Source organism: Arthrobacter livingstonensis, from assembly GCF_003219815.1.
Classification (GTDB): Bacteria; Actinomycetota; Actinomycetes; order Actinomycetales; family Micrococcaceae; genus Specibacter; species Specibacter livingstonensis.
The window spans coordinates 42,886-62,208 of record NZ_QJVD01000001.1; the positions used below are offsets into that span (position 1 = coordinate 42,886).

Genomic DNA, 19,323 nt, shown 5'->3' on the forward strand with positions numbered 1-19,323 from the left:
CATTGTCCGGGGCTACTTTTTTGTCCAATGCGGGGCCGCCTCCCAGGGCGCTGTCCGCAGTGGCATCATGAAACCATGGAACAGACCAACTTTGCCGCCCCCGGTTTTCCCTCCACGCCTTTCTTGAGCGTCGACGCCGGGACCATGGACCGCAACCTCACCGCCATGGCGAAACGGGCCGCAACGGCCGGCGTTTCCCTGCGGCCGCACGTCAAAACCCACAAGGTCCCGCAAATCGCACAGCGGCAACTCGAGCTGGGCGCCGTCGGACTCACCGTTGCAACGCTGGGTGAGGCAGAGGTGTTCGCCGACGCCGGCTGCACCGACCTGTTCCTGGCCTACCCCCTGTGGGTTACCCCTGCGCGGGCCGCCCGGATCAAGTCCCTGGCCGGGCGTGCCGCCTTGCGCATTGGTGTTGACTCCGTGGAAGGCGCCCGCGAGCTGGGCCAGGCGGTTGCGGGCAGTGCGGTGCAGGTGATGGTCGAGGTGGACAGCGGCCACCACCGCAGCGGCTGCCGCCCCGACGACGCCGGCGCCGTCGCGCAGGCTGCCCTGGACAATGGGCTGGCCGTAGCCGGTGTCTTTACGTTTCCCGGCCACGGCTATGGCCCTGGGAAACGGGGGCCGGCCGCTGAGCAGGAAGCCGCTGCGCTCTCAGCGGCGGTGGCGTCCCTGGCTGCCGTCGGCGTGGACGCCGACACCGTCAGCGGCGGCTCCACGCCCACCGCGGCGGACGCCGATGCCAGCGTCCTCAACGAAATCCGCCCGGGCGTGTACGTGTTCAATGACTCCCAGCAGGTGGAACTGGGCACCTGCGGATGGGAGGCGGTGGCGCTGACCGCCGTCGGCACCGTGGTCAGCAGCACCGGCCGCAACGTGATCGTCGATGCCGGCAGCAAGGTCCTCGGCGCCGACCAGCCGGCATGGGCCACCGGCGGCGGGCGGATCCTGGGGATGCCGGATGCCAGGATCACGGCGCTGTCGGAGCACCATGCAACCGTCGCGGTCCCCGACAGCGTGCCCCTGCCCCGGCGTGGCGACATCCTCCAGCTCGTGCCCAACCACGTGTGCGCCGCCGTCAACCTGGCCGAAGAACTGGTGGTGGTCAGGGACGGCGCTCCGGCCGGGACCTGGGCCGTGGCTGCGAGGGGCAGGAACAGCTGACCTGCCGGGGAGATTAGACTGCAAGGATGGCTACCCCAACCTTGCAGACTATTTCCCTGATCCTCAACGACGGCACCGAAAGCAGCGTTAGCGCGATTGGCGGCAAGGCCGTGCTGGTGGTCAACGTCGCCTCGAAATGCGGATTCACGCCGCAGTACGACACCCTCGAAGCGCTCTACGAAAAGTATCGGGCGGGCGGACTGGAAATTCTGGGCGTGCCCAGCAACCAGTTTGGCGGGCAGGAGCCCGGCACGGACGGGGAGATCGCCGATTTCTGCCGCAGGAACTTCGGCGTGACGTTTGCCCTGACCGCCAAGACCGACGTCAACGGCCCGGACGCGCACCCGCTTTACGTCGCGTTGACGAAGGGCGGCGCCGAACCCATCGCGTGGAACTTTGAGAAGTTCCTGGTCAACCGCGACGGCGTTGTGCTGGCCCGCTTTGCCTCCTCCGTCTCGCCGGACGCGCCGGAGCTGGTGGCAGCGGTGGAGGCGGCCCTCGCAGCAGCGCAGGCGTAGCAGCCGGGTATCGACGGCCGGGGCCGACCCGCGGGGCCGTTAGCTGGTGACGGCGTCGAGCCAGGCCTTCAGGAAGGCGGCGCCGGCGTCGTCGTGGATGACATCCCGGTCCAGGCCGAGGTCCACGGAGGTCAGGACAGGGTACGGCTTGTCTGGAACGCCGTCGGCCGGGCGCACGTCAACGTGCTTGACGTCGTGGTCCCGGTGATGGAGCCAGTCCGCCATGGCGTAGTCGGGCCGGGAATCGCCCATGGTCCGCCACGACTCCGGCACGATCCCCTGCCCGGCCAGCAGCTCCACGGCGCGGCTGGCACCAAGGTCCTTGCCGAGACGGACGGATTCAATGTCAGTGGAAATGATGGTCGGATCCACACGGTACTCGATGCGGCCGGACGCGGCCGGGGCGCGGTGGTCAAGGCGCACGGCGCCGAGGTCGTGGCGGGCCAACAGCCCAAGGGCGTCCGCGTCGAAACGGTCCTGCTGGGCCAGGTAGCCGGCGTTGTCAACACTGACCAATTGCTCAACGGACACCATGGCCCGCTTGGTCTCGTCGAAGAACATGTGGCCGGAATACGAGCGGGCCACGAGCGCGCGGACGTCGTCGCCGAATGCCGCCGGCATGGCCAGCCCGCGGTCCAGGTGGACCGTGCCGGGGCCGTTGGCCGTAAAGCTGAACCACGTGGCGCCCTTTTCGCAGACGGCATGCACCACGGAACGGGCGGGCAGGCCGGCGTCGATCATGGGTTCCATGACCTGCGCGGCAATGAAGGCATCGGAGCGTCCGGTGTTGAAGACCACCGGGATGCCCTCACGCACCAGGGCAATCAGGGTGGCAATGATTTCGGCGGACACGTTGCGGGACACGGGGCTGGCAATGGGGCCGTCCACGTCCAGCAAAAGGGCCAGTGGCGGTGTTTCTCTCGTCATGGTTCCATGATCCCAGTCTTCACGCCGGGAGCCGAACGTGACTGTAACCATTTGGCAACACACCCGCGGCTCGCAGGGGCGGCAGTTCCCATGGGGGCCTCCAATCCCTAGTCTGTATAGGTGATCTTCAAAGCAGTTGGCGACAAGCGACCCTATCCGGACCATGGCTATGTCACGCCCAAGGACTGGGCCGCCGTGGCGCCGCGCCAAGTCCGGCTGTCCGATCTGGTGACCACCAAGACGCAGCTGGACCTGGAAGCGCTGCTGGCGGAGGACTCCACGTTCTTTGGTGACCTGTTTCCCCATGTCGTGCAGTGGCGCGGCACCCTCTATCTTGAGGACGGGCTGCACAGGGCTGTGCGCACCGCCCTTCACCAGCGCACCATCCTCCACGCGCGCGTACTGGTGATCGATGATTGACAGCGCCCCGGACGACGACGTGCAGCCCACCGCACGCCAGGCCCGCGCGGCGGCGCGCGAAGCAAAACGCCAGGCCAAGGACGCGGCGTATGAAGAGCGCCTCGCCCGCAAGCGGTCCAAGGATGTCCACTTCCTGCATGGACACCACGTCATTGACACCGAGGGGCTGGCGGAGGCGTTTCCCGAGCCGGAGACGGCCGACTATGATCCCGGCACCGTCCGGCGCCGCATCACCCACGGCGTCACCTTGGTGTTGCTGCTCGGCCTGGTCGTGGCCGGCGTGGTTCTGGCGGGCATGGTTCAGCGCGGTGAACTGGTGCTCAAATTCGGGCCGGCCAAGCCCACCGCTGCCGCGGAGTCGTGCCCGTCCGGACCCTTTGACTACCCCGCGAACAAGTCCGTGTCCGTCAACGTCTACAACGGCGGACGGAAGGAGGGCATGGCGGGGACGATTGCCGCGGAGTTGAAAAAGCGCGGCTATGCGGTCAAGACCGTCGCGAACGGCTCCACCACCTATGACGCCCCGGTGGTGGTCGTCTCCGGGATCTCAGGCCGGGCCGCCGCCTTCAACCTCCAGCGCAACGTGGCCGGTGCCGAATACGTCCAGGATGACCGCAAGGGTGCCACGGTGGACTTCATTGTCACCAGCGCGTTCACGGGCCTGGTGGACGCCAAAAAGGTGGACCAGACCCCCGGAGCCTTGTCCTGCCCGCGGTTGAGTCCGACGCCGAAAGCGCCGGCCACGGCAGGCTGAACCGTTCCCGAATTGCGCCTGGGGCTCGGACCCGGTGTCCGGACCGCGCCTTTCGGGGACGCGCCGCGAAAGTGTCGCTACCGGATCGTGGCGGGGCGCCCGTCGCTGTCAAAGACGGCGCCGATACCGGCCTGGATGAACCGCACGGCGGCGGCAATGCGTTCTTCATCCGGGGTGTCGGGATTGCGCCGCGACGCACTGGCCGTCAGCGAGCCGTGGATCAGCTGCACCAGGCCCTCAACGTCGGCCAATGGCAGGAAATCCTGGTCCATGCCGTCCCGAAGGATGTCCGCCAGCAGCTGGTTTAGCTCGCCAACGTGCACGGCCAGCTTCGCGAACGACTCCCCTGACAACACCGAGCGCATGGCCGGCCCGGGCGGCAGGTGGCGGCGGGTGAGGTCCTCCAGCTGCGCGCGGACGTACAGCGAGAGTTTGTCCACCGGGTTGTCAAGAGCGTCAAGGTCGGCCTTCAGCTCTGTGACAAAACGCCCCGTCTCATCCAGCGCGTAGGCCACCAAGAGCTGTTCCAGATCGGCGAAGTAGTTATAAACGGCGGTGCGGCCAACGCCGGCAGATCGGGCAACGTCGGTCATGGTGAGGCCGGGCAGTCCGTGGGTGAAAAGCAGTTCGCCAAAGGCATCGAGGATTTTGCGCTGCGTCTGCTCGCGCTGCGCCGCGTTGGTGGGGGCGGCTATTCGTGGCATACAGACATTTTAGCGTCAAACCGTCAGTAAAAATACTGTTGCGCCGTGTGGGGTCTCTTACGCGCCGATGGCGGCGCGCCTAATGCCCAGGACACGCACGACGGCGGCGCTCACGTCGCGCTCGAACGGCAGTTCCGCCGTGGTCAGGGCGGAGGCGGCCAGTGCCTTGTCAATGCACTTTGCCGCCAGCCGTTCCGGCAGGTGGAGGGTCCGGGCGAACCTCAGCCAGTCATTACGGACGAGCCCCGTTCGGCTGCCGGCGCTTCCGCCGATGGGCAGTGCCATGCCGGGGTCGCGGGAGGGGTCCCCGTCGGTCAGCTCCGTGACGATGCCGCCGGGGACGCCGGCGGCAAAGCCCTGCTCGATCTCCGCCGCAAGCGTGCACTGGAGATCGTAGGCGGGTGCCACAAACCATTCGCCGTCGCGCTGCTGGACCACGGAAATGTTCTTGGCATGCAGGTTGCCGTTGCCGGTCAGCCATCCGAACAGGAACTGCAGGAAGACGTTGCGGGCGGCCAGAATGTGTGCCGGGCACACGGCCACCACGGCCGCGGCCACCGCTTCGGTGGGAATGGCATATTTGCGCGAGGGCGGCAGACCGAGCAGTTGGGCGCCGTCTTCGACTGCCAGGGGCCCGGCCGGGGACCGGTCAAAACGGGACACGAGCAGCGCGGCCTGGCCAACGGCGTCGTACACCAGACGGGAGGTGGCAACGGGAATGGACAGCCCCTTCGCCTTGCCGAGCAGCAGGTATTCGGTTTCCACCTGGCGGGTGTGGCTGCCGTCGTTGAACTTGAGGATGTATGCCCGCGACGGGTCCTTGTCATGGACGTAGGACGCCGTGGCCTTGTCCTGCAGGCCGGCCAGCGCGGACGGGTCGACGGGGCCCGGAATGGCGGCGAAGTCGGAAAAGCGGAGGTGGTCCATGGTCTTGGTGACGGCCAACAGCGGCGGGACGTCCTCCAGCGGCTCGCCGGCGGGGACAATCCGGACGTCGCCCACGGGGTTTGCTCCGCTTGCGAGCAGGAGCGAGAATTCGTCGGTGATGGTGGTTTTCACGGCCCAGCGCAGCTTGGCAAGCCGTTCTCCCTCGGGCAGCAGACCGGCAAAAAACGCCGGGATGCGGCCGTGGCCCAGCGTCACCGGCACGTCCAGCGCCGGCAGGGTCGAGGCGATGGCAGGCCCGCCGGAGCCAAGATAGTTCGGCAGATAGGAAAAGACCACCCCGTCCCGGGCGTGCCGGGTCAGCGTGGCGGCGGCGCGGCCCTGCTTGTAGACCGCGGCATGGTGGATCTTCTTGGCGTCCTCGGGATTTTTCATGGCCGGCGTTTCATGGGTACGTCCTCATGGGCGCTGCACGCCCAAGTTCAGGCTGAGGCCCAGCGCATCCGCCACGGCGGACAGGATGTCCAGGCGCACCGTCTCGCGCCCGTTTTCCAGGTCGCTGAGCACGCGGATGGAAACGTCCGCCAGGTCCGCCGTCTCGCTCTGGGTCAGGTCCAGTTCGCGGCGCCTGGTCCGCAGTGCGGCGCCAAGCTGGGCTGCGTCCATGCCGTGCGCCTCCTTCCGGGTCCGCTTTGGGGTCATTCCGGGGTTCCTGTTTCCATTCTAGGACCTGGAGCGCTGATTTCGGCACGATCCTGCAGATTGTCCGGCGCCGGTCCCGTTGCGCAGGGGCTTCGGTCGTTCACAGTACAGCTCTGGCGGGTTGGCGGGCGCCGCGTCCCCCCGAAAGTACAGCAACGGCGGCTCGGCGGTCGCCCAGCTCGCCATAGCCGTACCCTGGGCGAATTTTCAATTCAAGAAGTCGCCGAAGCTGTACTTTCGAGGGAGGCGAAGGGTGGGATCCCGCGGCGTGACCAGCTCCAGCGGATGCTCCACGCGCAGGGGATCGGCGGCCCGGCAGGCTTCCCGGGTGGTGGGCGGTGCGGACTGCGGTACTGCGTCCATGGGGCGTCCCTGGTGGGGCTGGCTGGGGTCGGCCGGGGGCCGCGGGTGGGGAAGTGCAGGCCAATTCCCCATCCATGGCCGCACTTGGGCAGCGTCAAGGACGCCGGTGCCTGTGCGGCCCGGCGGGTGGCTACTGTTGTCAAGTGAGTAATTTTGTTGTGAAGAGGCCGTGGACCGGACGCATTGGCGCGCTGCTGGGCATCATGGTCATGGCCTTGAGCCTGCGTGCTGCCGTGTCTGTGGTGCCCCCGCTGCTGGGCGAGTTGCGGGGCGAGCTGGGTTTCGACGCCGGCACGATCGGCTTGCTGGCCATGCTCCCGCCGCTCATTTTCGCCGTGTTCGGACTGTTGACGCCGGTGTTGATCCGCCGCTTCGGCCTTGAAAGGGTGCTGGCGGCCGCCGTCGTGCTGGCCGTGGCGGGGCAGCTGGTGCGGGCCGCGAGCGGGCAGGTCTGGCCATTTTTGGGCTGGTCTGCCGTGGTCATGGCCGGCTACGGCATTGGCAACGTTGTGCTGCCGCCGCTGGTGAAAAAGTACTTCCCGGACCGTGTGGGCGTGGTGACCGCCGGGTATGTGACGCTGCTGGCGGTGGGCACGGCCGTCAGCCCGCAGCTGGCCGTGCCGGTCGCCGGGCTGAGCAACTGGCGTGTGTCGATTGGGATGTGGGCCTCGGTCAGCTTCCTGGTGCTGCTGCCGTGGGCCGCGCAGGCCTTGCGGGACCGCCGGAGTGTCGGGGACGACGCCGGCCGCGCACGCGGCGTTGCTTTCCAGGGTTCCGCCGGGGGAGCGGCACAGGGCGCAGTGCCGAAGCTGGCGGCGTGGCGTTCGCCGGTGGCGTGGGGACTGGCCATCTTCCTGGCTGGCAACTCGGCGCAAACCTACGTCTACTTCACCTGGCTGCCCCCTTATTTGTCGGGCCAGGGCGTTGACGCGGCGACGGCCGGATCGGCGTTGGCCTACTTCGCCATCCTGGGCCTGCCCGTGAGCCTGCTGGTGCCCTTGTGGGTGCCGCGCATGAAGAACCCGATCGTGGCCATTGCCATGTTTGCTGCGTTCTGGGCTGCCGGGCACCTGGGTTTGTACCTCTCGCCGATGGACGGCACGTGGCTGTGGGTGACGTTTGCCGGCCTGGGCCAGGGAACCTTTGCAACAGCGCTGCTCATGGTGAACCTGCGCTCGCGGACCACACACGGCTCGTCGGTGCTGTCCGGATTCAGCCAGGGTGTCGGCTATGCCGGCGCCGGAATAGCTCCCCTGTTCTTTGGCAGCCTTCACGACGCCACCGGGTCGTGGACTGCGTCCTTTGCGACACTGGGCGTGTGCCTGCTGGTCATGATGACCGGCGCCGTCATGATCAACCCGAAACGCTACATTGAGGATTCCGCCGTTGACTCCGTGCCGTCGGAGCACCAGGGCACCCACAAGCGGTAGGGCCGCGTGCCTACCGGATCCGGCGCTGGCGGTGGGTCGGGAAGTGCTTCCGGACCTCGGCCACGGCAGCAGGTGAAAGATCCGCCGCCAAGACGTCCGGCACGGTTCCCAGCTCCGCAACCACCTCCCCCATGGGACCGGCCAGCAGCGAATGGCCCACCGACACCGGGGGCGACTGGCACACGCCGGCCACGTAAAGGCTGTTTTCAATGGCACGGGCGGCCAGCAGCGTGCGCCATTGCTTGGTTTTCAACTCCCCGGGCACCCACGAGGAGCAGACAAGCAAGACCTGGGATCCGGCGTCGGACAATGCCTGTGCCTGCTCCGGGAAACGAAGGTCGTAACAGGTCATGAGCCCGAAGCGGACACCGTCCACGTCGAAGGTGACGGGTTCCGTGGCCGGCGCCGGCGCCACGAAGTCCGATTCGCGGAAGCCCTGCGCATCGAACAGGTGCACCTTGCGGTACGCGGCGAGCTGGGAACCGTCCTGGCCGAAGGCGACGAGCGTGTTGTATGCGCGGGCGGGGTCCGGGGAGGCCTCCACCATGCCGGCCACCAGGGCAATGCCGTGGTGTGCGGCGATGCGTGCGAGTTCGGTGCCGACCTTCCCGTCCAACGGCTGGGCCACGGTTGGGAAGGTGGCATCGATCTTTTTCTTTTCATACGTGGCATATTCGGGGAAGGCGACCAGGGCGGCGCCGCCGGCAGCGGCCCTGGCAGCAAAGCCATCAATGGCATGCAGGTTCGCGGCCGTGTCCGTGCCGGATGCCAGCTGGCCCATGGCAATGCGCACGTGGGAAGCCTTTCGTCAGTGTGGTGGTTGGTGTGGTGCGCCTAGACTACAGCTTCCTCCAGCGTGGCCATTTCCGGCGGGGCCTTGCGCAGCCCCTTGGTGATGAACAGCAGCACCACGATGCCAGCGGCCAGCCAGGACAGGCCCAGCGTGACCGCGTGGATGTCCAGCTGGGAGAGCAGGTAGCCGCAGATAATGGCACCCACTGCGGGGATGCCCACATAGCTGAGCCGGTTCAGGCGGTTGCCGGCCCTGCGTTGGCGGACGTAGTGGAAAATCACGGACAGGTTGACCATCGTGAAGGCCGTGAAGGCGCCAAAGTTGATGAACGACGTCGACGTGGCCACATCCAGGAAGATCGCGATCAGCCCGATGATCCCGGCAATCACAATGTTGGCAACGGGGGTGTGGTATTTGGCGTTGAGCCGGCCAAACACGGCCTTGGGGAGCACGGAGTCGCGGCCCATTGCGTACATCAGGCGGGAGGCGCTGGCTTGTGCGGCCAGGCCGGAGGCGAACTGTGCGGCCACCAGGCCGGCCAGGAACACGGCGCCGAAGAACGTGCCGCCAATTTGCAGGGCGATCTCGCTGGCGGCCGACGCGGAGTCGGCAAACACGCCGCCGGGGTGGACCAGCTGCGTGAAGTAGGCAACCACCACGAAGATGCCGCCGCCGATCAGGGCGATGAGCATGATGGCCCGCGGCATGTTCTTCTTTGGTTCGATGGTTTCCTCCGTCAGGGTGGTGACGGCGTCGAACCCCAGAAAGGAGTATGCGGCGATGGCGGCTCCGGCGCTGATGGTGCCGAGGCTGGAGCCGGCGTTGAAGAACGGGGCCGAGCTGGCCAGGCCACCCGCCCCGGAGGTGCCGATGACGTGGCCAATGGACAGGGCCACGAAGAACACGATGACCAGTATCTGGAACGCCATGAGCACGTAGTTGGCCTTGTCGGCCACCTTGATGCCGAGGATGTTCAAGAAGGTGGTGATGGCGATGAACAGCAGGATCCACACGGCTATGGGGATGCCGGGGAACTGGGCGCTGAGGAAGGAGCCGCCAATGAGCCAGATGACCATGGGCAGGAACAGGTAGTCGAGCAGGATGGCCCAGCCCACCAGGAAGCCGACGCGCGGGTCAATCGACTTGCGGACATAGGTGTACGCGGAGCCGGCCACGGGGTACGCCACGGACATGCGCCCGTAGCTGTGGGCGGTGAACAGCATCGCCACCATGGCCACCAGGTAGGCGGACGGGGAGGCGCCGCCAGTGGTTTCGGCGATGATGCCAAAGATGCCGAGCACAATGATGGGCGTCAGGTAGGCCAGTCCGAAGAGGACCAGGGACCTGAGGTTGAGCGTGCGGATAAGTGCTGGTTGCGTTGTCATGCGGAGCTCCTCGGTGAGCGGAGAACGGGGGTCCAGGTGGCCGGGTCGATGCGGCCCTGGTAAACGGGGAGCTCGATTGCGGGCTCGCCGGGGCGGAACTGGGACCACATGCGGTTCAGGCCCGCCGTTCCGTTGTTGCGGACATGTTCGACGGCGGACAGGTCCAGCTGGGCGGTGAGCACGGTGGGATCCGCCGAGGCCGCCTCCGTGATGACGTGGCCTTCGGGGTCAACGATGACGCTTCGACCCCGGCCCGTGGGCCCGGCACAGTTCACGCTCACCATGAAGACCTGGTTGATGATGGCGTTGGCCCGGGCCAGCACCAGTTCCTGTTCGCGGTCTGCCGTGGTGGTCTTGACCACGTTGATGATCAGCTCGGCACCCATCCAGGCCAGCTGGCGGGTGACTTCGGGGAACCATGCGTCGTAACAGATGTTCAGCCCGGCACGGCCGAAACCATCCAGATCCACGGTCACAAACTCGTGCCCGGGATCGTACGGTTCAAAGGGGCGCCAAGGGAAGATTTTGCGGTAATGCGCCGCAATCCCGCCTTTGGGAGAAATCACCACCTGGGTGTTGAACAGCTGGCCGCCCTCTCCGCGCTCGCAGATGCTGCCGGGCACCAGCCAGATGCCGAGGTCCGCGGCGATTTCCCGGAGCCCCTTGATCCGCGGGCCGGTGAGCGGTTCAGCGGAGTCCTGCAGCGCCTCGGCGCGCTGTTGGTCAGGGGCCCCGTCGCCAAAAAGGTGAAGTTCGGGAAACACGACAAGCTTTGCGTCCGGCTGGTGGGCCAGCGCAGTCCGCACTTCAGTTTCAAAGGCTCCGAGGGGATCGCCAATGAGCCGTGGCGCGGCTTGCGCTGCGATAAGGGGCAAAATACGGGACATGTGGAGCTCCATGCTTGGGGTTGTGACCTGATTCATAATAGATCATATTGATCTCTTAATGAAAGGGTTTGGGCAAAGTCCCCTAAAGTGATGCTATGAGCTTGGATTCCCAAATGGGCGGGGAGGCCTCGCCGATTGACGGTGCGGCTCTTGCCGGCCTCGACCGTCGCAGCGCCATGGATGCCGTCCGGCTGCGCATCGGCACGGCAATTTTCCTGGGCCTGCTCAAACCGGGCGAAAGGCTGCCGGACAAGGACGAGGTGGCGCTGGGGCTGTCAGTCAGCCCCATTACGGCCCGCCGTGCGCTGACCAGTCTGGCACTGGAGGGCGTGGTGGTGCGGCGCCGCGGCCGCAACGGCGGAACGTTCGTGGCGGATGCGCCGCCCCGGGACGTCCTGGAGGCCCTCGCGGCTCCGCCCTCCGAATTCGGCCGTGTGCACCGCCTCGTGGACCGCAGGTTGCTGGGCGAATGCACCGTGACGCACTTTGCGGCGCTGGCCATTTCGGCGTCGCAGGTGGCGCAGCTGGAGGCCTTGACGAAACGGATGGCCGCTGCGGCCAGTTGGTCTGCCTACCATCAGCTGGACGAGGAGTTCCACCGGCTGGTGGCCCATGCCTCTGGCCTTGGCGCCGCCGTGGACGCCTATTTTGAGGTGCTCACGGACCTGTATGAGTACTTCATCCCGTATCCCATCGAGAGCCTGCGCGGCTCAAACCAGGACCACATCCAACTGGTGGACGCCCTTCGCGCAGGGCATGTCCAGGAGGCGGTGGAAGTGTCCCGCCGGCACGTGGACACCCTGCACCGGACCATGTTCATGGGCATGGTGGACGGGCCGCCGAAGTAGCCGCGACCCCGGCCGTGCGTGGCCGGGACGGACCTGCGCGGGGTGGATGATGGAAGCATGACTGAACTTGGGATGGCAGCACGCCGTACGGAATTGGACCAGGTCACGGAAGACCTCCGCGAGCTGTGCGAGGATGTGTCGGTTCCCATGCAGGCCGCGCAGTACATTGCGTATTTTGTCGGCGCCGGCGAGGAGTCAGCCAGGGACAAGGCGTCCCGACGCCAGGCCTTCTATGCCGGAATTGACCGCTTCCAGCAGGCGTTTGAGACGCTCCGAGGCGACCTCGAAGCGGCCGGGTACCTGCCGCGCGAGGTAGCCAGCATTGAGAAGGAAAGCGCCAGGTTTGCCGCCCTCCGCAAGGAGGTCAGCGCCGCCGCCGGGGAATCAAAGGCCAGCCCCTCCGCTGAGTGGACATTAGCGGCTGCTCTGAGCGCCCAAACCCGCCACTAACGTCCAGTCACGGTGCCTGCATTCGCCGGTCCGGGTGCCTGGAGCCGCCGGGCCAGGTGGAACATCTCGGTCAGGGCAGCCGCGCCAGTACGTGGTCCCAACGCAATAGCTCCTGTTCCAGGCGCAGCAGCGGCTGGTGCGTGCCGGCCTGCAGCTCCGCGTACACGGCCGCTTCAGCAGCTGTGAGGTGGCTGAGCGCTGCCCGGGAGGGGGTGTCCTCGCGGCCCCAAAAATCACGGTGGGCCAGCAGCGTTTCCTCATCCATCAGGATGCTGCGCACGTGCGGATGGTGGGCGCGCAGCTGGTCCAGGATGTGGAAGCCGTGGGTGTCGATGTCGCCCCAGTAGAGCACTTCCGTGGTGCGCAGCCAGGCAGCCTCGCGGAGGCCCTCGAAGCCGTAGCCGCCGCCAAACACGGCCAGCGTCCGCGGCGCATTGGGCAGCGCCAGGAAGTTGACCAGGTCCTCCGTGGTGATGATCCGCTCCACGTCCACGTCCAAAGCAGCAAAGGCGGCAGCCGTCACCTCCACGTCCGTCATGCCGGGCACGGGCGCCTGTGACGGGTCCAAAAACCGCAGCCGGACCCGCTCCGGCGCCGCCAGGAAGCCGTGCCGCCGGGCATAGTTCTTGCCTGCGAACAGCCGCTCCGGGGCCAGCGCCGCCAGCATCTCATCGATGAGCCGGCGGTGCGTTTCAACAAACTTGGTGTGGACGCCGGGCAGTGAAAGCTGGCGCAGGTAGATCCCGGGAGCCGGGTTGGCGGCCAGCCAAATGGCGACCCGGGCGGCGGTCAGGGCATCCCCGCCATGCCTGAGCAGTTCCAGCGGCCGGCGCAGCGCCCATGCTTCCAGTCCGGCGTCGAGGGTCGCCACGCGGCGGGCCAGCTCCGCGAAGCTGGCGGCCTCACGCCCCAGCCCCAGAAAGGCAATCTCATCGGCGGCGGAAGCGAAAACCGCCGCACTCGGCAGCGTGTTGGCGCCGATCGTGTTTGCCCCTACGCTGGCGTGCTCCAGCGAACAGCCCCGCGGTGCCGGGTCCCACAGTGCCGCCCAGCTGGTGGCGCGGGCGTAGTCCGTGCGCAGTTGCGTGGCGCTCGGGTGCTTGATGGCACGACGCCGGGGATGCAGCCCCGAGGGCGCACTCACCTCGCGGAGCAGCTCGCCGCTGTTCCAGGACCGGAGCGACGCAGCGCGCACGTCCGCCGGGCTGGTCCACGGTGACAGGAGCGTCCTAGCTGCCACGCTTGTCCCGTTCGGCCCGGTACTCGTGGATGGTCATGTTGCGCAGCTGGGAATCGTCGCCGGCCTCGTTGGCCACGAAACCCACATTGGCCACAAACGGTTCAATGACGTGGATTTTTTGCAGCGGCGTGACTATGAGCAGCTGGAGCTTGAGCCGCTTGAACAGTTCCAGCCCGTACTTGGCGGATTCGTCGGAGCCGCGGCCGAATGCCTCGTCGATGACGACGAACCGGAAGGAGCGCTGGTTGCCCGGACCCGCCGCGATGCCGAACTGGAACGCCAGGGCAGCCGCCAAAATGGTGTAGGCCAGCTTCTCCTTCTGCCCGCCGGACTTGCCGCCGGAATCGGTGAAGTGCTCGTGCTCCTCGCCGGTCTCCGTCCACCGTTCCGAGGCCGAGAAGGTGAACCAGTTGCGCACGTCGGTGACCTTGGCGGTCCAGCGCTCGTCGAGGTTGGTCAGGCCCGCCCTGCCGCGGAAGCGCTCCACCAGGGCCTCAACCTGCAGGAACTTTTGCTCCGAGTACTGTTCCTGGGCGCCGATGGAACCTTCCGAACACGCACGCAGATCGCTGCCGAACTCGCGCACCTCGGCATCCGAGGTGGCTTGCGGTTCCAGCTGGATGTGCCGGCCCGGGTTGTATTCGATCCGGGCCAGGGATTCGTTGATTTCGCCGATGCGCGAGACGATGTCCTGCCTGCGGGCGTCAAGGAAGGCATTGAACGCCACGATCTCGTGAATCGTGTTTTGCGTCAGGGATTCCTTGAACCGCTCGGCAAACCGGGGGAGGTCGTTTTCCACCAGCTGTTGCAGGATCGTGTTGAACTCCCCGGCGGCCTCCAGTGACGCGTCCAGCTCGGTGGTTTCGGCCGGATACTTGTTGCGGAAATCGGACATGAAGCGGATGGTGGTCTCCGCTGCCCGAATCACCTGCTTGTTCAGGGCATCAATGGCGCCCGTGAGCTTGTCGCGGACCTTGCTTTCAATCTTTGCGGTGTTCTTGTAGGTCAGCACCTCGGACTCGAGTGCCTGCCGGGCCAGCGTGCCCAGCTCGGCCAGCAGGCCGGCGTCGGACGTCAGCGGCGCTTCGGCCAGGGATTCGCGGCAGTCGGCGATCTGCTCGGTGATGCCCTTGATTTCGGCCTCGTTGGAGCCGATGCGCCGGTCCAATGCGCTGAGTTTCCCGCTGGCCTTTTCCAGGCGCGCGCCGGTGGCGGACTCCCGTTCGGTGAGTTCGCGCAGGATGTCGCTGGAGGACTCCAGGACAGCCTTTTCCTGGGCCAGGTCCTCCATGGCCCGGGCCGTGGAGCGCCAATCCAGGCCGGCGAAACCGGCGACGGCGGCAACGGTGCCAATGAGCCTCTGCTGGCGTCCCAAATTGCCCAGCTGGGTGTCGATGCGGCCCAGCCCGTCCGCGGCGGTGCGCATCCGGCCCTCGGCCTCTTCCAAGGCTGAGCGGAGCCGGGCGATCTTGTCGTGGTTGTCCCAGCCCAGGACGTAGCTGGAACGGTCGGTGAGTTCCTTCCGGTCGTCCTTTTCATGGCGTCCGCCGCCGCCCTTGAGCTGGCCGTTGATGGTCAGTGCCTTGGGATAGCGCCGGAATTCCGCCATGGTTTCGCAGCATTGGTGGTCAAAGCGGCGGCCCAGCTCGTCGAGCAGGAACTCGCGCAGTGGTGTCCCCGGCTTGATGCCGATCTTGCCCGCCAGGGTGTCCGGCGCGGCGGGGCGCGGGGTGGGGTTTTCGCCCACCTTCAGGTAGACGATCCGGGCCCGCAGGTTGTTGCGCTCCACCCAGTCGCTGACGGCGGGATAGTGATCATTGGTCACCAGCAGGGACAGGGCAAAGCCGTGCAGGGTGCGCTCCGCGGCGCCCTCCCAGGCGGCCTCGGATTCGCGCACGCGCAGGAGCTCCCCGGCGAACGGCAGCTCGGATTCCGCGATGCCCGTGCCGGCACACAGCTTTTGGCGCAGCGCGATCAGCCAGCCGGGGAGCAGGTTTTGCCGGTTCAGCAGGCTCTTCAACTCGGTCTTGTGGTCGCCGGCTTGCTCGGAAGCCTCGGAGCGTTGCCGGTCCAGCGCGGTGCGCTGCCCCTGCAGTTCCGTGTTGGCCTCGGCCAGCCGTTTTTCCACGCCGGGGAGAGCCGCCGCGTTGGCATCAAAGGCCACCTGGTTTTCCGGGTCAAACAGGCCAAGGACAGTGGCCGACTCCGAATACGATGTGTAGCGTTCCCGCTGGGCGCCGGACTCGATGGCCAGGCGGGCCAGCTCGCCCTCAATGGCGGCAATCCGGCCGCCGCCGCTGTTGCGGATGTCGTCGCGGAGGTCGGCCAGTTCACGGTTGAGCCGGCCCACGTCGGCGGTCAGCGTGTTTTGCTCAGCTGCCACCCGGACAGCGGCGCGTTCCATCTCCTGCAGGTGGGCCTCGCTCAACTCCAACTTTTTGGTGGTGAACCAGGGTGAGAGCTGTTCGCGCTGCTCGTGGGCGCGGTCATAGCCTGCTGTCAGGGTGTGATGGCGGGCGGCGTTGTCCCGGACGGGCTCCAGCATCCGGATCTGGTCCTTGGCCCGGAGCACGGCGTCGTGGGCTTTCTTCAGATCGTCAAAGTGGTGCAGCAGGTTCTTGATGCGCGTTTCAACATCGTCTTCCTCCAGCATGTTGGTGCGCACAAAGTGGGTGATGTTTTCCACCTGCTTCATGGAAACCGTGCGGTGGAACAAGTCCATTGCCTGGGCCGAGCCAATGCCAAAGTGGCGCTTGAAGGCGGCCCCATACTTTTCAAACACGTCAAAGACCGCGACGCCGTCATTGCGCAGGCGCCGCTTCAGCTTGGCCATGTCGGTGCCAAAGTCGGAGAAATCGGCCTTGATGCTTTGCTCGCCCTCGGCGATGGAGTAGAAACGGGTGGGCTGCCCCGCCTCCTGGGTGGCCCACAGCGTGATGGCCAGGGTGATGGTCTTGTCCAGGGCCGCATTGTGGAAGACGCCCAGCACCACAGTGAAGGTTCCCGGCCCGCGCAGCGCAACAGGGCGGGAGGTGTCGCCAAGGCCGCTGCGGGCGCTCTTGTGGAAGCCGCGCACATAGGACATGAGGCTGCGTTCCTTCTTTTGCGCCCCGGCGGCCTTGTTGTACTCGATCCGGTTGGCCGGGAGCAGCAGCGTGGTGATGGCATCGACAATGGTGGACTTGCCGGAGCCGATGTCGCCGGTCAGCAGGCTGTTTTCGCCGTCGAGCCGGAAGGTGCGCACGCTCTTGTTGAAGGTGCCCCAGTTCAGCAGCTCCAAACGGTGCAGCCGAAAGCCCGGGCGGGTACCGGCGTCGTCCTCGGTGAGGTCATCGAGGCTGAATAGCCCGGCCTGGGTGCTCATGCCGTGGACCCTTCCTTCATATCGTTGATCGCCGAGCCGGGCTTGTCCCCTGTGAGGGCCGAGCGGTAGTCGGCGAGCCGGGCGTCAAATTCTTCCAGCCATTGGGCGTCCACATAGGCCTTGAGGATGCGGGCCACCTCATAAGTCTGGTCCTGGCCGCGGAGTTTGCGCAGGAAGCCCAGCTCTGTGACCTTTTTGATGTTGGTGGCGAGCTGGTCCTGGATGCGGGCCTCATTGCTGGATTCGGGCAGGAAGACGGAGACCATGTCCCCGATCTGCTCGGCCGTCATGATCAGCCGGGTCTCGCTGTTTTGCTGGTCAAACTCGGCGAGCCGGGCGCGCAGCAGGGCCAGGAGCAGGCTGACGTTGAAGGTCAGCTGGCGGCGGGGGATGAGCCGGGGCAGTTCGGGATCGGCGTCCGGGCTGGAGCGCAGGAACGCGTAACCCTCCGTGTCGTCGAGGACGAGTTCCAGGCCCAGTACGGCCACGTAGTCGCGGGCCTGCGCCGAGAGCTCCGTGAGCCGCTGCCACAGTTTCTCGTCCGCCTCGCGGTAGACCACGCCCTTGAACAGCTTGGTGATGGCCAGGGGCAGTCCGTCGGGGGCCTTGGCGATTTCCAGCTGGTCGTCGGAATCGAAGGGGGCTGTGGTCATGATGGCCTCACAAAGATGATTTGGTCGACGGTTGCCTCGCGGAGGCTGCCGTCGGGAAGGGTCCAGGACAGTGTTTGGGACCGGTCCGAGTCGATGGTGGCCCAGGTGGATTCGGTGGCCAGCTGGAAGTAGCTGACAAGTTCGGCCAGCCCCTGGCTGAGCGGGTACGCGTCGGTGATGTCCGCCAGCGTTGCCTGTTCGGCGGCCGCCAGCACGGCGTCAATGTTGACCTCCAGCCGGTGGGGGTCCACATGGAACTGGATGAAAAGCGCGTTGGCGTCCACGTCCAGGTCCTCGGCGACCTCGACGCCGTCGTGGATGGCCACCTGCCTGCTCGGCTCGTAGAGGGGCCGCTCAAAGGGGAGCGCCACAGGGACATCGTGGCCGGGCAGTTCGGCAAACGGGCCCGACGGCGGTGTGGCCCGGACGGCGACCGCACTGGATTCAATGTTGCGGATCAACGCCATGATGCGCTTGTTTTCCAGGAAGACCTTGTCATCGAGCAGTCGGCGGATTTGGGCGGACAGCTGGCGAACGGTGGCTTGGGTTTGTTCGACGGCGGGCAGCCAGTCGTTTTGCATGGACGTGATGGAGTGCAGGCCGTCCTGCTTGGCGAGGGCCTCGATCGCGGTGGCGCGCTCCAGCAGCTCGTGGAGTTCGGAGCGGAGCTGTGGGGACATCAAGTAGTCCCAAAATCCCTGGAAGGTGCGGCCTTGGAGGGAACCGCTGATGTCCTGCTGGGAGGAGAAGATGTTTTCCAGCAGGTCGCCCTGGCTGCCTTCCCACATTGAAATTTGTTCGCGCAGGTTTCGGTCCAGTTTGCGGAAGTTCGCCTCGACCTCGCGGAAGTCGGCCAGGAGGTCCTTGGCCAGGGTGGTGAGCTGGTGGAAGTGGTCCACCGCCTCGGGGCCGCTCATGACGGGGACCTCGCCGGAACGGATCCGTTCCATTTGGGCGTCGATGTCGTCGCGCTGGCGCTGCAGTTCGGCAAGACGCGCTTCCGGGTCGGTTTCCGAGCCGTGAACCAGCGTCTTGAGCAGGTTGAAGATGCTCGAGAGGCGCGACTGCGTCGGCACAAAGTCCCGCCCGCGCAGGGCTTCCACCCAGCGGATCACGTCCTCGGTGGCGGCCGTGAGATCGTAGACAGGCTCGTCGCGGTTATCGGTGTAGAACTTGCGCAGCCAGGCCTTGTCCGGTTCCGCCCAGTCGTCCAGGTACTCGGCGGCGGAGCGCGGAAACTTGTCCTCGCCGAGGGAATCCCGCAGGCTGAACAGGACGTCGTCCAGGACATCGATCAGGTCCTGGCGGCCCAGGTTGCGCTGGTTGGGGCCGGTGAATGCGGTCATGAAAAACGTCAGCGCCAACGGTGCGTTTTGGGCGCGCAGCAGCGACCATCCCGCGTGGTTCTCACGCAGGGAATTGATTGAAAAATAGTCCATAGCGCCGCTCCAAAGGCTTCAACTGCTTACTCGAACAATCGTAGGTGCATGGGGTGACAAACGTTTACTGCGGACGACGGCGGTTGTGTCGCCTCATCCTCGCCGCCGCCCACCCGGGAGACAACCGCCGTCGCCGCTCCGGCAGAGAACCACGCACCAAGCAGACGTGAATGCACGGATCCCGCCTCGGCGATGAGCAAGGAAACAAATGCCGGCGTGTCCCAGGGCGTGATCATCCGCGTTGCTCGTCCACCAAGTCGCTGAGCGGTGCGCCCACGTCCAGGGGATCCCCGGCGGGATGCTTGGGTTCGCCGCACGCGTGACCTTGCCCGCGGCGACCAGACGTTCAAGCGCCTCGTCGCCCCTCATGGGAACCACTTGGGCCATGGGAGTGCCC

General features: G+C 66.3%; 19 protein-coding genes. 7 read left to right on the forward strand and 12 right to left on the reverse strand.

Translation table 11 applies throughout. The annotated features are described in order from the left end of the window. Nucleotides 1-75: 75 nt before the first annotated feature. Nucleotides 76-1,164: an alanine racemase gene (locus CVV68_RS00185; RefSeq protein ID WP_110498995.1), complete on the forward strand. Its 1,089-nt coding sequence runs from the start codon at nt 76-78 to the stop codon at nt 1,162-1,164. 26 nt (nt 1,165-1,190) lie between these two features. Continuing rightward, nucleotides 1,191-1,682 (forward strand): glutathione peroxidase, encoded by a 492-nt coding sequence (locus tag CVV68_RS00190; RefSeq protein ID WP_110498996.1) that lies wholly within the window; start codon nt 1,191-1,193, stop codon nt 1,680-1,682. A 39-nt stretch (nt 1,683-1,721) separates the two neighbouring features. On the opposite strand, the gene CVV68_RS00195 is transcribed toward CVV68_RS00190, so the two are convergent. Then, nucleotides 1,722-2,609, reverse strand: a complete 888-nt coding sequence (locus CVV68_RS00195) for a Cof-type HAD-IIB family hydrolase (RefSeq protein WP_110498997.1) — start codon at nt 2,607-2,609, stop codon at nt 1,722-1,724. A gap of 120 nt (nt 2,610-2,729) precedes the next feature. Between CVV68_RS00195 and CVV68_RS00200 the strand changes: the two genes are divergently transcribed. Both CVV68_RS00200 and CVV68_RS00205 read left to right on the forward strand, forming a co-directional pair. Beyond that, entirely contained in the window at nt 2,730-3,029 is a 300-nt protein-coding gene (locus CVV68_RS00200; RefSeq protein WP_110498998.1) for a type II toxin-antitoxin system VapB family antitoxin, read from the forward strand. Then, nucleotides 3,022-3,783 (forward strand): LytR C-terminal domain-containing protein, encoded by a 762-nt coding sequence (locus CVV68_RS00205; RefSeq protein WP_110498999.1) that lies wholly within the window; start codon nt 3,022-3,024, stop codon nt 3,781-3,783. The genes CVV68_RS00200 and CVV68_RS00205 overlap by 8 nt, the downstream gene beginning before the upstream one ends. A 77-nt stretch (nt 3,784-3,860) precedes the next feature. On the opposite strand, the gene CVV68_RS00210 is transcribed toward CVV68_RS00205, so the two are convergent. The 4 genes from CVV68_RS00210 to CVV68_RS23320 all read right to left on the reverse strand — a co-directional run bounded on the left by CVV68_RS00210 (nt 3,861) and on the right by CVV68_RS23320 (nt 6,437). After that, nucleotides 3,861-4,487 (reverse strand): TetR/AcrR family transcriptional regulator, encoded by a 627-nt coding sequence (locus tag CVV68_RS00210; protein ID WP_110499000.1) that lies wholly within the window; start codon nt 4,485-4,487, stop codon nt 3,861-3,863. 57 nt (nt 4,488-4,544) lie between these two features. Then, nucleotides 4,545-5,807 (reverse strand): type II toxin-antitoxin system HipA family toxin, encoded by a 1,263-nt coding sequence (locus tag CVV68_RS00215; RefSeq protein WP_110499001.1) that lies wholly within the window; start codon nt 5,805-5,807, stop codon nt 4,545-4,547. A 24-nt stretch (nt 5,808-5,831) separates the two neighbouring features. Continuing rightward, complete coding sequence (locus CVV68_RS00220; RefSeq protein ID WP_245933245.1) at nt 5,832-6,074, reverse strand: helix-turn-helix domain-containing protein; 243 nt, start codon at nt 6,072-6,074, stop codon at nt 5,832-5,834. A gap of 207 nt (nt 6,075-6,281) precedes the next feature. Further along, a complete protein-coding gene (locus tag CVV68_RS23320; protein ID WP_170133036.1) occupies nt 6,282-6,437 on the reverse strand; it encodes a hypothetical protein in 156 nt (51 codons plus the stop codon). Nucleotides 6,438-6,580: 143 nt separating this feature from the next. On the opposite strand from CVV68_RS23320, the gene CVV68_RS00225 reads away from it, so the two are divergent. Further along, nucleotides 6,581-7,867 carry an MFS transporter gene (locus tag CVV68_RS00225; protein ID WP_245933246.1) on the forward strand — a complete coding sequence of 429 codons (1,287 nt, stop codon included), beginning with the start codon at nt 6,581-6,583 and terminating at the stop codon, nt 7,865-7,867. Between the two features lie 10 nt (nt 7,868-7,877). On the opposite strand, the gene CVV68_RS00230 is transcribed toward CVV68_RS00225, so the two are convergent. From CVV68_RS00230 to CVV68_RS00240, 3 genes are read right to left on the reverse strand one after another with little or no spacing between them, the layout of a single operon-like run. Continuing rightward, nucleotides 7,878-8,660, reverse strand: a complete 783-nt coding sequence (locus CVV68_RS00230; protein WP_110499002.1) for a carbon-nitrogen hydrolase family protein — start codon at nt 8,658-8,660, stop codon at nt 7,878-7,880. A gap of 41 nt (nt 8,661-8,701) precedes the next feature. Further along, on the reverse strand, nt 8,702-10,045 hold the full coding sequence (locus CVV68_RS00235) for an APC family permease (protein WP_110499003.1): 1,344 nt from the start codon (nt 10,043-10,045) through the stop codon (nt 8,702-8,704). Then, a complete protein-coding gene (locus CVV68_RS00240; protein WP_110499004.1) occupies nt 10,042-10,932 on the reverse strand; it encodes a carbon-nitrogen hydrolase family protein in 891 nt (296 codons plus the stop codon). The genes CVV68_RS00235 and CVV68_RS00240 overlap by 4 nt, the downstream gene beginning before the upstream one ends. Before the next feature lie 95 nt (nt 10,933-11,027). On the opposite strand from CVV68_RS00240, the gene CVV68_RS00245 reads away from it, so the two are divergent. Together CVV68_RS00245 and CVV68_RS00250 are read left to right on the forward strand one after the other, a co-directional pair. Continuing rightward, nucleotides 11,028-11,780, forward strand: coding sequence for a FadR/GntR family transcriptional regulator (locus CVV68_RS00245; RefSeq protein WP_110499005.1), 753 nt, complete (start codon nt 11,028-11,030; stop codon nt 11,778-11,780). Nucleotides 11,781-11,837: 57 nt separating this feature from the next. Continuing rightward, nucleotides 11,838-12,230: a hypothetical protein gene (locus tag CVV68_RS00250; protein WP_110499006.1), complete on the forward strand. Its 393-nt coding sequence runs from the start codon at nt 11,838-11,840 to the stop codon at nt 12,228-12,230. A 70-nt stretch (nt 12,231-12,300) separates the two neighbouring features. Here CVV68_RS00250 and CVV68_RS00255 read toward each other — a convergent pair whose 3' ends face one another. From CVV68_RS00255 to CVV68_RS00270, 4 genes are read right to left on the reverse strand one after another with little or no spacing between them, the layout of a single operon-like run. Next, on the reverse strand, nt 12,301-13,470 hold the full coding sequence (locus CVV68_RS00255; protein WP_110499007.1) for a Wadjet anti-phage system protein JetD domain-containing protein: 1,170 nt from the start codon (nt 13,468-13,470) through the stop codon (nt 12,301-12,303). Next, nucleotides 13,460-16,834, reverse strand: a complete 3,375-nt coding sequence (locus CVV68_RS00260) for an ATP-binding protein (protein WP_110499008.1) — start codon at nt 16,832-16,834, stop codon at nt 13,460-13,462. Before CVV68_RS00260 ends, CVV68_RS00255 begins: the two co-directional genes overlap by 11 nt. Further along, nucleotides 16,831-17,487 (reverse strand): DUF4194 domain-containing protein, encoded by a 657-nt coding sequence (locus tag CVV68_RS00265; protein ID WP_110499009.1) that lies wholly within the window; start codon nt 17,485-17,487, stop codon nt 16,831-16,833. Before CVV68_RS00265 ends, CVV68_RS00260 begins: the two co-directional genes overlap by 4 nt. Then, the gene (locus CVV68_RS00270) at nt 17,484-18,926 is read right to left on the reverse strand and encodes a DUF3375 domain-containing protein (protein WP_110499010.1); all 1,443 of its coding nucleotides are present in this window, start codon (nt 18,924-18,926) and stop codon (nt 17,484-17,486) included. The genes CVV68_RS00265 and CVV68_RS00270 overlap by 4 nt, the downstream gene beginning before the upstream one ends. Nucleotides 18,927-19,323: the final 397 nt, after the last annotated feature.

Coding starts and splice junctions, on each gene's coding strand:
- CVV68_RS00185 (WP_110498995.1), top strand. CDS start 76: ATGGAACAGACCAACTTTGCCGCCCCCGGTTTTCCCTCCACGCCTTTC.
- CVV68_RS00190 (WP_110498996.1), top strand. CDS start 1,191: ATGGCTACCCCAACCTTGCAGACTATTTCCCTGATCCTCAACGACGGC.
- CVV68_RS00195 (WP_110498997.1), bottom strand. CDS start 2,609: ATGACGAGAGAAACACCGCCACTGGCCCTTTTGCTGGACGTGGACGGC.
- CVV68_RS00205 (WP_110498999.1), top strand. CDS start 3,022: ATGATTGACAGCGCCCCGGACGACGACGTGCAGCCCACCGCACGCCAG.
- CVV68_RS00210 (WP_110499000.1), bottom strand. CDS start 4,487: ATGCCACGAATAGCCGCCCCCACCAACGCGGCGCAGCGCGAGCAGACG.
- CVV68_RS00215 (WP_110499001.1), bottom strand. CDS start 5,807: ATGAAAAATCCCGAGGACGCCAAGAAGATCCACCATGCCGCGGTCTAC.
- CVV68_RS00220 (WP_245933245.1), bottom strand. CDS start 6,074: ATGACCCCAAAGCGGACCCGGAAGGAGGCGCACGGCATGGACGCAGCC.
- CVV68_RS23320 (WP_170133036.1), bottom strand. CDS start 6,437: ATGGACGCAGTACCGCAGTCCGCACCGCCCACCACCCGGGAAGCCTGC.
- CVV68_RS00235 (WP_110499003.1), bottom strand. CDS start 10,045: ATGACAACGCAACCAGCACTTATCCGCACGCTCAACCTCAGGTCCCTG.
- CVV68_RS00240 (WP_110499004.1), bottom strand. CDS start 10,932: ATGTCCCGTATTTTGCCCCTTATCGCAGCGCAAGCCGCGCCACGGCTC.
- CVV68_RS00245 (WP_110499005.1), top strand. CDS start 11,028: ATGAGCTTGGATTCCCAAATGGGCGGGGAGGCCTCGCCGATTGACGGT.
- CVV68_RS00250 (WP_110499006.1), top strand. CDS start 11,838: ATGACTGAACTTGGGATGGCAGCACGCCGTACGGAATTGGACCAGGTC.
- CVV68_RS00260 (WP_110499008.1), bottom strand. CDS start 16,834: ATGAGCACCCAGGCCGGGCTATTCAGCCTCGATGACCTCACCGAGGAC.
- CVV68_RS00265 (WP_110499009.1), bottom strand. CDS start 17,487: ATGACCACAGCCCCCTTCGATTCCGACGACCAGCTGGAAATCGCCAAG.
- CVV68_RS00270 (WP_110499010.1), bottom strand. CDS start 18,926: ATGGACTATTTTTCAATCAATTCCCTGCGTGAGAACCACGCGGGATGG.